The organism is Bradyrhizobium sp. STM 3809 (assembly GCF_000239795.1).
GTDB lineage: Bacteria > Pseudomonadota > Alphaproteobacteria > Rhizobiales > Xanthobacteraceae > Bradyrhizobium.
This window is the reverse complement of the sequence record NZ_CAFJ01000758.1, coordinates 1-14,223: the sequence shown is the minus strand read 5'-3', so window position 1 is coordinate 14,223 and position 14,223 is coordinate 1. Positions and strand designations below refer to the sequence as shown.

The window sequence follows — 14,223 nt, the reverse complement described above, 5'->3', positions numbered from 1 at the left end:
CCAACGTGCTGATCGTCGCCTCCTTCCCGGTGCTGACGGCGGTGCTGGCGCTGCTGTCGCTCGACCGCTACGTCGGCACCAACTTCTTCACCAATGATTTCGGCGGCGATCCGATGATGTATGTCAACCTCATCTGGATCTGGGGGCATCCGGAGGTCTACATCCTGATTCTGCCGGCCTTCGGCATCTTCTCCGAGGTCACCTCGACGTTCTCGGGCAAGCGGCTGTTCGGCTACACCTCGATGGTCTACGCCACCGTCGTCATCACCATCCTGTCCTACCTGGTCTGGCTGCACCATTTCTTCACCATGGGCTCCGGCGCCAGCGTCAACTCGTTCTTCGGCATCACCACGATGATCATCTCGATCCCGACGGGCGCGAAGATGTTCAACTGGCTGTTCACGATGTATCGCGGCCGTATCCGCTTCGAGCTGCCGATGATGTGGACGGTGGCCTTCATGCTGACCTTCGTCATCGGCGGCATGACCGGCGTGCTGCTGGCGGTGCCGCCGGCCGACTTCGTGCTGCACAACAGCCTGTTCCTGGTTGCGCACTTCCACAACGTGATCATCGGCGGCGTGCTGTTCGGCCTGTTTGCCGGCATCGCCTATTGGTTCCCGAAGGCGTTCGGCTTCAGGCTCGATCCGTTCTGGGGCAAGATGTCGTTCTGGTTCTGGACGGTGGGCTTTTACTTCGCCTTCATGCCGCTCTATGTGCTCGGCCTGATGGGCGTGACGCGCCGCCTGCGCACCTTCGACGATCCGAGCCTGCAGATCTGGTTCGTCATCGCCGGCGTCGGAGCGTTCCTGATCCTGCTGGGCATCGCGAGCTTCCTGATCCAGATCGCGGTGAGCGTCCTGCGCCGCGAGCAGCTCGCCGACACCACGGGTGATCCGTGGGATGCGCGCACCCTGGAGTGGGCCACGTCGTCGCCGCCGCCGGCCTACAACTTCGCCTTCACGCCGGTCGTGCATGACAACGACGCCTGGTGGGACATGAAGCGTCGCGGCTACGCCCGTCCGCTCGCCGGATTCAAGGCGATCCACATGCCGAGCAACACAGGTACCGGCGTGATTCTGGCGGGCCTGAGCACGACCATGGCGTTCGGCCTGATCTGGTACATGTGGTGGATGGCGGCGGGCAGCTTTGTCGCGCTGCTGGCGGTCGCGATCGGCCACACCTTCAACTATCACCGCAGCTTCCACATCCCCGCTGATGAGGTCGTCAGCGTCGAGCGGGCGCGCACCGAGCTGCTCGCGGCAGGAGCCAAGTCATGACCGTTGCGATGGGGACCATCAAGGCCGGCGAGCCGGTCTTCTACGTCGTCGACGAGCACGAGCACCCCGAGGGGAGCAGCACCCAGCTCGGCTTCTGGATCTACCTGATGAGCGACTGTCTCATCTTTGCGATCCTGTTCGCCGTCTATGGCGTGCTCGGCGGCAGATATGCCGCAGGCCCGGCGCCGAAGGACTTGTTCGACCTGTCGCTGGTCGCGGTCAACACCTCGTTCCTGCTGCTGTCATCGCTCACTTACGGCTTCGCGATGCTCTCGATGCAGCAGAATCGCGTCGGCGCGATGCAGGCGTGGCTGGTGGTGACCGGCCTGTTCGGACTCGCCTTCCTCGGCATCGAGCTGACCGAGTTCGCGCACATGATCCATGAGGGCGCGACGCCGCAGCGCAGCGCCTTCCTGTCGTCGTTCTTCACGCTGGTTGGAACCCACGGCCTGCACGTGACGTTCGGTCTGGTCTGGCTGGTCACCCTGATGGTGCAGGTCAAGCGCTTCGGCCTGATCGAGGCCAACCGCCGCCGGCTGGTCTGCCTCAGCATGTTCTGGCACTTCCTCGACGTGATCTGGATCGGTGTCTTCACCTTCGTCTATCTGATGGGAACGCTGCGATGAGCTCGGATGTCCACGCCCACGCTGATGCGCACGGTTTGGCCGATGATCATGCCGGCACGCGCTCCGGCCAGCTGATCGGCTTCGGTCTGTCCGTCGTCCTGACCGCGATCCCGTTCCTGCTGGTCATGAGCGGCTCGTTCGACAAGCAGGTGACGGCGCTGATCATCATGGCGTTCGCGGCCGTGCAGGTCGTCGTTCACATGATCTTTTTCCTGCACATGAACACCAAGGCCGAGGGCGGCTGGAGCATGATGGCGCTGATCTTCACCATCATCATGGTGGTGATCGCGCTGTCGGGCTCGCTCTGGGTCATGCATCATCTGACCACCAACATGATGCCGGTGCACGAGATGGGTTCGACGCCGTGATGCCGGACCCTGCCAATGCGGCAGGGGGAGGCGGCGCGCCGGCCCGCGTGCGATCCGGCGCGGTCAGCTTTGCGATCGGCACGGCCTGGGTCGCCTGCGTCGCGATCCTCTTGGCGCTCGGTGTCTGGCAGGTCGAGCGGAGGGCCTGGAAGCTCGATTTGATCGATCGCGTCGATCGCCGGGTTCATGCCGCGCCGGTGCCGGTGCCCGGTCCGGCGGCCTGGTCGGCGATCAATCGTGGGGACGACGAATACAAGCGGGTCACCTTGAGCGGCCGCTTCATGAACGATCGCGAGACGCTGGTGCAGGCCCTGACCGTCGACGGTCCCGGCTATTGGGTCGTGACGCCGCTGCAGACGGCCGACGGCGTGGTGCTGGTGAACCGCGGCTTCGTGCCGTCGGAACGCCGCGAGCCCGCGAGCCGGAGCGCCGGGAACCCGGATGGGCTCGTCAGCGTGACGGGATTGCTGCGGATCTCCGAGCCCGGCGGCGGCTTCCTGCGCCACAACGATCCCGCGGCCAACCGCTGGTATTCACGTGACGTCGCGGCGATCGCGGCGGCGCGCGGCCTGTCGCAGGTCGCGCCGTTCTTCGTCGATGCCGATGCGACGCCCAATCCCGGTGGCTATCCGGTCGGCGGCCTGACCGTGATCGCCTTTCCGAACAACCATCTGGTTTACGCGCTGACGTGGTTTACATTGGCCCTGATGCTGGCCGGCGCCGGTGTGCAGCGGCTGCACCGCGCGCGCGGTGATGGCGGGCCGGCGACGGCGCGGGATACGGAATGGGAGCATCGGCAACAGGACATGCGCGAGCGCGGGACGTCGCCATCGTGAGCGCCGCATGAGGAACGAGGCGCCGAACCTGCCAATCGGGGCGGTCGCCGCATTGGCGACGCCCGAGATCCATGCGCCTGCCCCGACCAAGGACGCGACCAACCGCAAGAACATGGTGCTGCTGATCCAGCTGCGCTGGATCGCGGTGGTCGGCCAGATCGTCACCATCGCCTTCGTCACCTCTTGGTTCGGCATCGCGCTGCCGGTCGTGCCGATGGCCGCCATCATCTGCGCGCTGGTCGTACTCAACGTCGCGAGCCATGTCTGGCTGCGCACGCGCGACGACGTCGGCAACCGCCATCTGCTGATCGCACTGATGCTCGACGTCGTGGCCCTGACGTCGGAGCTCTATCTGACCGGCGGCGCGTCGAACCCGTTCACCTGTCTGTATCTGTTGCAGGTGACCCTCGGTGCGGTGCTGCTCGATGCGCGCTCGTCCTGGTCGCTGGTCGCGCTGACCGTCCTCAGCTTCGTCTGGCTCACCATCGAGTACCGCCCGCTGGCACTGCCCCAGCATCACGTCAGCGATCCGTTCAGCCTGCACATCACCGGCATGTTCGTCGGCTTCGTGCTCGACGCCGTGCTGCTCGTCGTCTTCGTCACCCGCATCAACCGGAACCTGCGCGAGCGCGACGCCAAGCTCGCCGATCTGCGCCAGCATGCCGCCGAGCAGGACCACATCATCCGCATGGGCCTCTTGGCCTCGGGTGCCGCGCACGAGCTCGGCACGCCGCTGGCGTCGATCTCGGTGATCCTCAACGACTGGCGGCGCATGACGGCGATCTCGGCCGATCCGGCTCTGGCGGAGGATTTCACCGAAATGGAGGCGGCGGTGCAGCGCTGCAAGTCGATCGTGACCGATATCCTCGTCTCGGCCGGACAGGCGCGCGGCGAGGGCTCGGCGCCGACGACATTGAGGACGTTCCTGGCGACGCTGGTGTCCGAATGGACCGCTGCGCGCTCGGCGCGCAACCTGATGGTCCGCAACGAATTCGGTTCCGATCCCACGATCGTCTCGGACGTCGCGCTGAAGCAGGCGATCGTCAACGTGCTCGACAACGCCTTCGAGGTGTCGCGCGAGTGGGTGGAGTTCGTGGTCGAGCGCGATGGCGACATGCTGCTGCTCAGCGTCAGCGATCGCGGCCCGGGTTTCGATCCTGCGATGCTGGCACAGATCGGGCGGCCGTATCAGTCGAGCAAGGGCCGTCCGGGCCGCGGCCTCGGCCTGTTCCTGGTGGTCAATGTGATCCGCAAGCTCGGCGGCGGCGTTTCCGCCTGGAACCACCGGGGACGCGGCGCGACCGTTCGGCTGTCCTTGCCGCTCTCGATGCTTGCGATTGGAGAGCCCAGTGGAGATTGAACGCTCTCTCCTGATTGTCGAGGACGACGACGGTTTTGCGCGCACTCTGAAACGCTCCTTCGAGCGGCGCGGCTATGAGGCGGTGATCGCGGCCTCGCTCGAGCAGGTCGATGACATCGTCAAGGACAAGACGTTCGGCTACGCCGTCGTCGATCTCAAGCTCGGCGGCGCCTCGGGTCTCGTCTGCGTCGAGAAGCTGCACGCGCATGATCCGGAGATGCTGATCGTGGTGCTGACCGGCTTCGCCAGCATCGCGACCGCAGTCGAGGCGATCAAGCTCGGCGCCTGCCACTATCTGGCGAAACCCTCCAACACCGACGACATCGAGGAAGCCTTCCGCAAGGCCGAGGGCAACGCCCAGGTCGCGCTCGCCGAACGCGCCACCTCGATCAAGACGTTGGAGTGGGAGCGCATCCACCAGACCCTGATCGACACCGACTTCAACATCTCCGAAGCCGCGCGACGGCTGGGAATGCACCGCCGGACATTGGCGCGGAAGCTGGAGAAGCGGCCGGTGAAATAGCCGCCGGCGCTACTCCGCCGCCTCGCTCTTGCCCTCGATGAGCAGCACGTCGAGGCTCTCGATCTCCTGCATCGCGCGGCCGGCGATGCCCTGCAGGTCCCCGTACAGTCCGGCCGTCGAATCCAGCACGCCGCGTAGCTGCTCCTCGCGCTTGGCCCAGAGACGCATCATGGTCTTGCGCTCGCGGTCGAGGTCCGACTGCATCTCGGTGAAGCGCTCGACGATGGCGTCGATGCGGTGGCGGAAGCGGGGGCCGGTCAGATAGGCGTAGACCATCTCCATCTTGGTCTGCTGGCCCTCCTGCGCGAGCTTGCTGCAGGCGACGTCGATCAGCGACTGGCGCAACGCCAGCGACAGCGGCAGCGCGAAGCGCGGCTCGGCGACCCAGACGCCGTCGATCAGGTCGAAGCCGTCGACGCCCTTCGGCAGCGCGGTCGAGACGATCAGCGCGATGTCGGCCTTCGCCGCGCGCAAATCGTCGCGCAGCTTGACGAGCCACGCATCGCTCCAATTCTTGGTACGCTTCGACTCCCACAGGATCGCGCCGCAGGCCTGGCCGCCCGGGCCGACCACACGATGGATCACGTCGCCACCAAACTCGCCCTTCGGCACGGGCTCGACGAGGTCGCGCGGGAACCGCGCGCGCAATTGCGATTCCAGCTCGATCTCCAGCGCCTCGCCCTGCAGCTGCTGCGAGCCCTGCTCGGCCTTGCGGCGGAGCTCCTCGATCTGCCGCTGCATGCCGGCAATCTGGGTTTCCTTCTCGGCGACCTTCGCCTTCAGCGACTCCTCGGCCTCCAACCGCGCCTTGTCGCGGACCGCGACCAGGTTCTCCTGGACCTTGGTCTCGATGGTGAGATCGAGCTCGCGGCGGGCCTCGTCGAGCTCGCGCTGCTTGCGCAGCATCTCGGCCTGCGCCTTCTGGGCGTCCGCGAGCTTGGCGTCCTTGCTGACGATGACCTGGTGCAGCTCGGCGAGCTGGCGGTCGCGGTTGCCCATCTCGTCGGCGACGGCCTGGCGCGCCCGCTCGGCCTCGGCCTGCGCGATGGTCGCGCGCTCGGCCTTCAGCTTGGCGGCGATCTGCTGGTCGATCGCCGCCTTGGCCTGCGCGATCTGCTCCTGCGCGGCGCGGAGCTGCGCTTCGCGGCGGCCGAAATCGGCTTCCTTGGCCGCCAGCTGCTTTTCGAACTGCCGCCGCGTCTCCGCGATCAGGGGCGCGGCGAGCTGCTCGGTGAGCTTGATCTCGGTGCGGCAGGAGGGGCAGACGATCTGGGGATCGGTCATGATTCGCATCTCTCCATGGAGATCCAATCTACCCGGCCGCCGCGGGGCGTTTAACCCACGCGGGCGGCTTATCCCGTGCAATTATCCGCGATTCACGCCCCGTGCGGCTTGGCCTCCGGTTCTTCGGTTTTTCCCGGCGCCTTGATGCGGAACCAGGCGACGTAGAGCGCCGGCAGAAACAGCAAGGTGAGCACGGTGCCGACGATGATGCCGCCCATCATCGCATAGGCCATCGGGCCCCAGAACACCTCGCGCGCGATCGGGATCAGCGCCAGCGAGGCCGCCGCGGCTGTGAGCATGATCGGCCGCATGCGGTGCTCGGTCGCCTCCATGACGGCCTCCCAGGGCGGCCGGCCCTCGTCGCGCAGATGCTCGATCTGCACGATGAGGATCACGGAGTTGCGGATCAGGATGCCGATCAGCGCGAGCACGCCGAGGATGGCGACGAAGCCCAGCGGCGCGCCGCTCGGCAACAGCGCCGCGACGACGCCGATCAGGGCCAGCGGCGCCACCGCGAACACCAGGAACAGCCGCTGGAAGCTCTGCAGCTGCAGCATCAGGATGGTGGCCATCGTGAACAGCATGATCGGGACGACCGCAATGATCGGCGCCTGGCTCTTGGCGCTTTCCTCGACCGCGCCGCCGGTGACGACCTTGTAGCCGGCCGGAAGCTTGGCGTTGAACGCCGCAAGCGCCGGCTTGAGCTGATCGACCACCGTGTTGGGCTGCACCTGGTCCACGACGCTGGCCTTCAAGGTCAGCGTCGGCAGACGCGAGCGGCGCCAGATCTCCGGCTGCTCGATCTGGTAGCGCAGGGTCGCCAGCGCCGCGAGCGGGATCGACTGGCCGTTCGAGCCCGACAGCTGCAGGTCGCGCAGCGTCTCCAGCGATTGCCGCTCCTTGGCCTGGGCGCGGCCGCGCACGTCGATCAGGTAGATGTCGTCGCGCACCTGGGTGATCGACGTGCCGTCGAGCACGCTGTTCAGCGCATTGGAGATGTCGGAGGAGGTGACGCCGAGCTGGCGCGCCTTGTCCTGCAGCACGTCGACCTTGACCACGCGCGAGGGCTCCATCCAGTCGAAGATGACGGCGCCGAGATGGCTGTTGCCGCGCATCACGCCGGCATACTCCTGGGCGATCTCGCGCACCTTGGCGACATCGGGTCCGCTGACGCGATACTGCACGGGGCGGCCGACCGGCGGACCGATGTCCAGCAGGTGCACATAGGCGTCCGTGCCGGGGAAGGTCCTGGTCAGATAGGCCTGCAGCTTGGCGCGCGCGCGGTCGCGCGCTTCGAGACTCTTGGTGACGATGATGATCTGGCCGAACGAGACGTCGGCCGGCTGCACGTCGAACGACAGCACGAAGCGCTGCGCGCCGGAGCCGACATAGGTCGACCAGTGGTCGATGTCGGCATCGCCCTTCAGGGCCTCCTGCTCGAACTTCGCCATCTGCGCGTTGGTCTCGGCGATCGAGGAGTTCTGCGGCAGGTTGAAGTCGATGACGAGCTCGGTGCGATCGGAGGAGGGGAAGAACTGCTGCTGCACGAAGCGCATCCCGAACACCGACAGTCCGAAGACCAGCACGGTCACGATGATCGTGGTCCAGCGATGCCGCATGCAGGCGTTGAGCATGGCGCGGAACATCCGCGTCAGGCGGCCCGCCTCGGCATGATGGCTCGGCAGCGTCGCGGGCAGGATGGTGACGCCGAGCAGCGGCGTGAACAGCACGGCCACGATCCACGACACCACCAGCGACACCGCGATCACCACGAACAGCGTGAAGGTGAACTCGCCCGCGGCGCTGTTGTTGAGCCCGATCGGAATGAAGCCGGCGACCGTCACCAGCGTGCCCGTCAGCATTGGGAAGGCGGTGGAGGTGTAGACGTAGGTCGCGGCCTTGCGCAGGCTGTCTCCGACCTCGAGCCGCGCCACCATCATCTCGACCGCGATCATGGCGTCGTCGACGAGGAGGCCGAGCGCGATGATCAGCGCGCCGAGCGAGATGCGCTGCAGCGAGATGCCGGTATAGGCCATGACCAGGAAGGTGATCGCGAGCACCAGCGGGATCGAGATCGCCACCACGAGGCCGGCGCGCACGCCGAGGCTGACGAAGGAGATCGCGAGCACGATGATGACGGCCTCATACAAGGCCTTGGTGAAGCCGCCGACCGCCTCCTCGACGATCTTGGGCTGGTCCGAGACGAGATGCACGCCGACGCCGACCGGCAGGTCGGCGATGACCTTGGTCATCTCCTCTTTCAGCGCCTCGCCGAAGTCGAGCAGGTTGGCGCCCGCCTTCATGCCGATCGCCAGGCCGATCGCGGGTTGGCCGTTGAAGCGGAACAGCGAGGTCGGCGGATCCTCGTAGCCGCGGGTGATGGTGGCGACGTCGGTGAGCGGGAAGAAGCGGTCGTTGATGCGCAGATTGATCTGCTTCAGGCTCTCTTCCGAGGTGAACTGCCCGGACACCCGCACCGCGATCCGCTCCGGCCCCGCCTGCAGCACGCCGGACGGCGACACCGCGTTCTGCGACTGCAGCGCGTTGAGGATGGTGCGCTGATCGATGCCGAGCGCTGCGACCTTGCGCGGCGAGAATTCCAGATAGATCACTTCGTTCTGAGCGCCCACGATGTCGACGCGGCCGACATTGGGCACCGTCAGCACCTTGGCGCGGACCTCCTCGACACGGTCGCGCAGCTGGCGCTGGCTCAGGCCGTCGCTGGTGAAGGCGTAGATGTTGCCGAACACGTCGCCGAAGCGGTCGTTGAAGCCGGGGCCGACCACGCCCGAGGGGAAGTCGCCCTTGATGTCGTTGATGAGGTTGCGCACCTGCAGCCAGGTCGGCACCACGTCGCGCGCCTTGGTCGTGTCGCGCAGGTTGACGAACACCGTGGTCTGGCCGGGCACCGTCAGGCTCTTGGTGTAGTCGAGCGCCGGCAGCTCCTCGAGCTTCTTCTCGATGCGGTCGGTGACCTGCCGCGTCATCTCCTCGGCAGAGGCGCCGGGCCATTTGGCCTGGATCAGCATCGTCTTGATGGTGAAGGACGGATCCTCCTCGCGGCCGAGATGCAGATAGGAGAACAGACCGGCGGCCATGAAGGCGATCATGAAGTACCAGACCAGCGAGCGGTGCTCGAGCGCCCAGTCGGAGAGATTGAAGGACTTCACGGCTGAGATTCCTGATCGATGCGGATGGCCTGGCCATCCTTGAGACTGTTCACGCCGGCGGTGACGACGCGCTGGCCGGCTTCGAGGCCGCCGGTCACGCGCAGGCTGCCGTCCTCGTTGGCGGCGACCGTCACTTCCTGCCGCTTGACGGTCTTGCTCGCGGTGTCGACCAGCCAGACGAAGCGCTTGTCGTTCTGCTCCAGCACGGCTGAGCGCGGCAGCCGGATGATGGTCTTCTGCTCGGTGTCGAGCGTCGCGGTGACCGTGGTCCCGAGCCGCATGCCCTCGGGCGGATTGTCGAGCGTGATGCGGATGCGGCGCGTGCGCGTCGTGGCGTCGGCGCGCGGCGCGATCTCGCGCACCTTGCCGGTCGCGCTGATGGCCGGATCGACCTGCAGCCGAATCGTGAAGGAGGTGCCGGACTGCAGGCCGCTGGCGATGTCGTCGCCGACATCGATGACGGCTTCGCGGATGTCGGGCCGGGCCACCGTGACCACGCTCTGGCCGGGGGCGACGACCTGGCCGACCTCGGCGCTGACGGCAGTGACGATGCCGGCGAAGTCCGCCTTGAGCTGCGCATAGCCGAGCTGCTCGCGCGCCTTGGCGAGATTGGACTGCGCCTTGACCACCGAGGCCTGCGCGGCCGCGCGCGACTGCTCGGCGCTCTCCAGGGTGGCCTTCGTCGTCGCGTCGGTTTCCAGCAGGGTACGCTGCCGCCCCTCGGTGCCGGTCGCATTGGTGAGCTGCGCCTGGCTGCGCGACACTTCGGCAGCGGAGGCGCGCACCGCGAATTCGAGCGCGGCGGGATCGATCGCCGCCACCACCTGGTCCTGCTTGACGGCGTCGCCGACATAGACCGGGCGCGCAATCAGGCGGCCGAGCACGCGGAAGCTGAGATCGGCCTTGTAGCGTGGCTCGATCGTGCCGGTGACGGCGGCGGCGTTGGCCGCCTGCGGCTCGACCTTCATCGACAGCACCGGCCGGACCGGCTGGGGCACATCGGCCTTCTCGTTGCAGCCGGCGAGCACGCCGAGCGCGAGAAGGGGAAACACGGAACGCATCGGCATCATCACGACCGCGCCTCCTCGTTGAAGCTGACCTGTTGTCCGACACTCAGCAGCTTGCCGCCCTCGGTGACGACGCGGTCGCCCGGCTTGAGCCCGTCGGAGACGACGATCGCCCCGGTCTCATAGTCCTCGATCGTGATCGGCTTGAGCGACACCGTCTTGCTCGTCGCATCGACCAGCCACACCGCCGGCGTCTTGCCCGCGGCGTTGAGCGCGCTCCACGGCAGGATGATGCGCTGCTCCGGCTTGATGAAGCCGGTGGCGGACACGGCGCTGCCGAGGATCATCTCCGGAGGCGGGTTCTCGATCGCGATCTTGATGCGGACGGTGCCGGATTTCGGATCGATGGTCGGCGAGACCTCGCGCACGGTGCCCTTCGCAGTGATGGAGGGATCCGACAGCAGCGCCAGCGCGACCTTGCTGTCATCGAACTTGAGCGACAGCGCCGCCTCATAGACGTCGATGACTGCGTCCCGGTTGCCGTCATGCGCGAGCGTGAACACCGATTGTCCCGCCTGGGCCACCTGGCCGACCTCGATGTTGCGCGCGGTGATGGTGCCGTCGGCATCGGCGCGCAGCTCGGTGTAGGTGAGCGCGTCCCTCGCGGTACCGAGCTGCGCCTTGGCGGCTTCCAGCGATCCTTCGGCGGTGCGCAGCGTCTCCTGTGCCTGGTCGAACGTCGCCCGGGTCGTGAACCCGCTGGTGATCAAGGTCTGCTGCCGGTTGAAATTCGAGGTCGCAACCTTGACCTGCGATTCGGCCGCCACCACCGCGGCCTGCGCGGAATCGAGATCGGCCTGCTGCTCGGCAGGGTCGATCCTGGCGAGCAGCTGGCCGGCCTTGACCTGGGCGCCGACCTCCACCAGCCGCTCGGTGACGCGGCCGCTGACGCGGAACGACAACTCTGCCAGCACGCGCGGCTGCACGTCGCCGGTCAGCGTGATCGACTGCCGCCGCTCCGACAGCTTGACGACCTGGGTCTGCACCTGCCGGGCCGGCTGTGCGGTCACCGCCGCCTTCTGATCGCAGCCCGCAAGCAGGAGCGCGACCATGGCGCAGCCGGCCGCGGTCGGCGGAAGCCGGCGAAGGCCGTGAGAAAGAGATCGCATGAGTGAAGTCATGGTTGCACGTCGGGGGCCCAATGAATGGTGGACGGACCGCCGATCCGACCGGGATCGGGAGCCGCTGGTTCGTGGCGCCCGGACTTGCGGGACGCGGTCGTCGATCAGCCGTGGATCCGGAACGGGGTAGCGCGGTTTCGCGGAGTTACGGCCTTCGGGAACAGCCGATCAGGTTCCCGTTGACATCGTGTGAATTAGACAATAATTTCTAGAAAAAAATGTCTAGTAACATTCGCGTTGGCGGAGTTAGAATTCCGTATGCCAGGGGGAAGGCCCGCAGGCGCCTGAGGGGCGCTGTCTCAGAAACAGAACAAGAGCTTCGAACCACGTGCGACGAAAAGACCTGATCAGCTCGGACGCTCCTGCACGGGCCACGGCGCGCGCGCCACGGCAGGCGCGCGGGCGCGAGCGTCGTGAGCAGTTGCTCGATGCGGCGGCCGCCCTCATTGCCGAGTCCGGGCTCGGCGCGGTCAGCATGCATGCGGCGGCCGAGCGCGCGGGCGCATCGATCGGCTCGGTCTACCACTTCTTCCGTGACAAGACGCAGATGCTCGACGCGCTGGCCGAGCGGCACGATGCCGAGCTGCAGCCGGCCTTCGATCGCGTGCTGCAACGGAGCGACGCGGAGTGGGCGGCGCTGTCGCCGGCCGAGATGATCGAGCAATTGATCGGCTGGGCGATCCGCTACTTCGTGCGCCATCCCGATGCGCTGGCCACGCTCGACCTGCACGACAAGACCATGCATGCCGAGTTCAGGGCCGTGATCGACAGGGTGATGCGCGTGAGGCTCGGCGCGGAGCTGGGCGCGCAGGCCGCCACCACCTTCGATGCCGTCGTCCTCGGCACGCTGCTGTTCACGCGCGAGCAGGACCCGCGCAGCCGCGACCTGGTGGTTGCCGCGCTGCCTGAGATGATGGCGACCTATCTGACGGCGCTCGAAGCGAAGCCGACGCGGACGAAGGGCTGAGATAGGGCCGGCGGATCGACGCGATCAGCGCGGCTATTTGAAGTGCCACTCGTTCTTCTTCCGTTGGATCGCCACCAGCCGCGGCGTCGCCTCGGTCTCGACCGGCTTCGCCGACAGGATGATCTGGTCCTCGCCGTCCCAGCGTTCGAACTCGTAGCGCCATTTGCTGTCCTCCGGCGTGCGGTAGTGCCAATCCTTCAGCGTGCGATCGCGCTTGGCGGGAATGATGTCGATGCCGTCGGGCGGCCCCGAAGAAGCGAGGCGCGATGTGACCGCTGCCAGCCAGCGCTGCTCCGGCGAATAATGCGGCGGGGCGACGAGGCCCGTCTCCTCGCCGCTGTCGGCTCGCACGAGCAGCCAGTCGATGCCTTCGGGCCGGCCGCGCTCGATCAGCACGAGGCCATGGTCGGGGAAGTATCCCGTCAGTTGGTACTTGACGCAGCCTTGGCCGTCGCTGTCGCTGCATCTGGCGTCCTGGTTGCGATAGATGCGCGTCCGGCCGTTGCGGAAGGTCAATTTCAGGCTCGATCCACTGCGCTGCGCGAGCTCCGGGATCTGAGCGAGGCAGGCGCTCTCCGATCGATCCAGATCGCCGCGTCCGGTGTCGTCGATGCAGCGGCCGTCCTGCGACGGGCGGTCGACGACGGAGAAGGCAGGGCGCTCGCCGCCTGCTGCCGCGTTGCCGATCATGGACAGCAGCAGCGCCGGTCCGATCACGCGCCAGTCCATCACCGGCGCTCCGCGGTCGACGCGGCATCGACACGGTCTGCTCGCGTCACCGGCATCGGCCCGGAGTCGTCGAGCAGCCCGACATAACGGCGGCGGTGCCGGCGTCGCCGCTCGGGGCCGCGATGTCGCCGGATGGCGAGCCTGTCCGCCAGCCAGGCGAGCAGGCCCACGATCGCAAAGCTTGCGAGCAGCGAGACGAAAAGCAGCCCGAGATAAAGCTTCAGAACCGAGCTTGCGAAACAGGCAAGCGCAATGAGCGCGACAATGGCCAGCCGGCCTTTGACGGAGATCGACATGATGGGGCGTTTCGCTGAGAGCTGATTGTTGAAGTCATTCTAGCCTGAAAGCGCCCAGCGCCAAGTGGCGTGCATATGGGTGGTAAATTTTGCCGCAAGCCACTGCCGACAATCGAACGCGCCGGAGATCAATCGGACTTGCGCGCATCAACTATCAACTAAGCGTTGCGGAAATCCGGTTGTCACATCGTCCGCCACTCGCAGAGATCGCGACAGCTGAACAGAAGTTTGATTAGAACTGTCTGGACCTGGTCGTTGCTTGGGAAGCGCCGAGCGGCATCCACGCACACCGCTGTCGTCCCGGCCTTGAGCCGGGACCCACACCCCCGGGGAACGGTTTGAGGCAGGGCTGGTCATTGGCTTTTTGCCCATCACGGCTGCTGCGGCGTAGGTCCCGGATCGGCGCCGCGCTGCGCTGGCGCGCGTCACGGCCTGTCCGGGACGACGATGAGGGAACATCCGATTCACATCTCAAACAGCGCAGGCAAAACGGTCAGGGAGGCGTGACATCGCGTTCTCGCGGCGCATCGCGCCCGAGCTCTGCAATTCATTCGTCCCTCGCGAACATGGAGGGCGCAGGGAATGCCGGGTGAAGGCCC

General features: G+C 66.6%; 13 protein-coding genes. 7 read left to right on the top strand and 6 right to left on the bottom strand.

Translation table 11 applies throughout. From position 1 onward, the window contains the following. The 6 genes from BRAS3809_RS32480 to BRAS3809_RS32455 all read left to right on the top strand — a co-directional run. The coding region (locus BRAS3809_RS32480) for a cbb3-type cytochrome c oxidase subunit I (RefSeq protein ID WP_035660042.1) at positions 1–1,277 on the top strand (1,277 nt) is incomplete at its 5' end. Continuing rightward, the gene (gene cyoC / locus BRAS3809_RS32475; RefSeq protein ID WP_008966251.1) at positions 1,274–1,903 is read left to right on the top strand and encodes a cytochrome o ubiquinol oxidase subunit III; all 630 of its coding nucleotides are present in this window, start codon (positions 1,274–1,276) and stop codon (positions 1,901–1,903) included. The genes BRAS3809_RS32480 and cyoC, both read left to right, overlap by 4 nt. Further along, positions 1,900–2,271 carry a cytochrome o ubiquinol oxidase subunit IV gene (gene cyoD / locus BRAS3809_RS32470; protein WP_008966250.1) on the top strand — a complete coding sequence of 124 codons (372 nt, stop codon included), beginning with the start codon at positions 1,900–1,902 and terminating at the stop codon, positions 2,269–2,271. Before cyoC ends, cyoD begins: the two co-directional genes overlap by 4 nt. Next, positions 2,271–3,107: an SURF1 family protein gene (locus BRAS3809_RS32465; protein WP_008966249.1), complete on the top strand. Its 837-nt coding sequence runs from the start codon at positions 2,271–2,273 to the stop codon at positions 3,105–3,107. Before cyoD ends, BRAS3809_RS32465 begins: the two co-directional genes overlap by 1 nt. Before the next feature lie 7 nt (positions 3,108–3,114). Continuing rightward, positions 3,115–4,467, top strand: coding sequence for an ATP-binding protein (locus BRAS3809_RS32460; RefSeq protein ID WP_008966248.1), 1,353 nt, complete (start codon positions 3,115–3,117; stop codon positions 4,465–4,467). Continuing rightward, positions 4,457–4,990, top strand: coding sequence for a response regulator transcription factor (locus BRAS3809_RS32455; protein ID WP_008966247.1), 534 nt, complete (start codon positions 4,457–4,459; stop codon positions 4,988–4,990). The genes BRAS3809_RS32460 and BRAS3809_RS32455 overlap by 11 nt, the downstream gene beginning before the upstream one ends. 9 nt (positions 4,991–4,999) lie before the next feature. Here the strand turns inward: BRAS3809_RS32455 and BRAS3809_RS32450 are convergent, their stop codons facing one another. The 4 genes from BRAS3809_RS32450 to BRAS3809_RS32435 form a co-directional block, all read right to left on the bottom strand. Continuing rightward, complete coding sequence (locus BRAS3809_RS32450; protein ID WP_008966246.1) at positions 5,000–6,274, bottom strand: DUF2130 domain-containing protein; 1,275 nt, start codon at positions 6,272–6,274, stop codon at positions 5,000–5,002. Positions 6,275–6,366: 92 nt separating this feature from the next. Continuing rightward, on the bottom strand, positions 6,367–9,444 hold the full coding sequence (locus tag BRAS3809_RS32445; RefSeq protein ID WP_008966245.1) for an efflux RND transporter permease subunit: 3,078 nt from the start codon (positions 9,442–9,444) through the stop codon (positions 6,367–6,369). Further along, positions 9,441–10,517 (bottom strand): efflux RND transporter periplasmic adaptor subunit, encoded by a 1,077-nt coding sequence (locus tag BRAS3809_RS32440; protein ID WP_035660038.1) that lies wholly within the window; start codon positions 10,515–10,517, stop codon positions 9,441–9,443. Before BRAS3809_RS32440 ends, BRAS3809_RS32445 begins: the two co-directional genes overlap by 4 nt. Then, complete coding sequence (locus BRAS3809_RS32435) at positions 10,514–11,632, bottom strand: efflux RND transporter periplasmic adaptor subunit (RefSeq protein ID WP_008966243.1); 1,119 nt, start codon at positions 11,630–11,632, stop codon at positions 10,514–10,516. The genes BRAS3809_RS32440 and BRAS3809_RS32435 overlap by 4 nt, the downstream gene beginning before the upstream one ends. A 328-nt stretch (positions 11,633–11,960) precedes the next feature. Between BRAS3809_RS32435 and BRAS3809_RS32430 the strand changes: the two genes are divergently transcribed. Continuing rightward, positions 11,961–12,599 carry a TetR/AcrR family transcriptional regulator gene (locus tag BRAS3809_RS32430; RefSeq protein ID WP_008966242.1) on the top strand — a complete coding sequence of 213 codons (639 nt, stop codon included), beginning with the start codon at positions 11,961–11,963 and terminating at the stop codon, positions 12,597–12,599. A 33-nt stretch (positions 12,600–12,632) separates the two neighbouring features. On the opposite strand, the gene BRAS3809_RS32425 is transcribed toward BRAS3809_RS32430, so the two are convergent. After that, a complete protein-coding gene (locus BRAS3809_RS32425) occupies positions 12,633–13,328 on the bottom strand; it encodes a hypothetical protein (RefSeq protein WP_008966241.1) in 696 nt (231 codons plus the stop codon). Beyond that, on the bottom strand, positions 13,328–13,624 hold the full coding sequence (locus tag BRAS3809_RS32420; RefSeq protein ID WP_008966240.1) for a hypothetical protein: 297 nt from the start codon (positions 13,622–13,624) through the stop codon (positions 13,328–13,330). The genes BRAS3809_RS32425 and BRAS3809_RS32420 overlap by 1 nt, the downstream gene beginning before the upstream one ends. Positions 13,625–14,223: the final 599 nt, after the last annotated feature.

Coding starts and splice junctions, on each gene's coding strand:
- BRAS3809_RS32465 (WP_008966249.1), top strand. CDS start 2,271: ATGCCGGACCCTGCCAATGCGGCAGGGGGAGGCGGCGCGCCGGCCCGC.
- BRAS3809_RS32435 (WP_008966243.1), bottom strand. CDS start 11,632: ATGACTTCACTCATGCGATCTCTTTCTCACGGCCTTCGCCGGCTTCCG.
- BRAS3809_RS32425 (WP_008966241.1), bottom strand. CDS start 13,328: ATGGACTGGCGCGTGATCGGACCGGCGCTGCTGCTGTCCATGATCGGC.
- cyoD (WP_008966250.1), top strand. CDS start 1,900: ATGAGCTCGGATGTCCACGCCCACGCTGATGCGCACGGTTTGGCCGAT.
- BRAS3809_RS32450 (WP_008966246.1), bottom strand. CDS start 6,274: ATGACCGATCCCCAGATCGTCTGCCCCTCCTGCCGCACCGAGATCAAG.
- BRAS3809_RS32460 (WP_008966248.1), top strand. CDS start 3,115: ATGAGGAACGAGGCGCCGAACCTGCCAATCGGGGCGGTCGCCGCATTG.
- BRAS3809_RS32420 (WP_008966240.1), bottom strand. CDS start 13,624: ATGTCGATCTCCGTCAAAGGCCGGCTGGCCATTGTCGCGCTCATTGCG.
- cyoC (WP_008966251.1), top strand. CDS start 1,274: ATGACCGTTGCGATGGGGACCATCAAGGCCGGCGAGCCGGTCTTCTAC.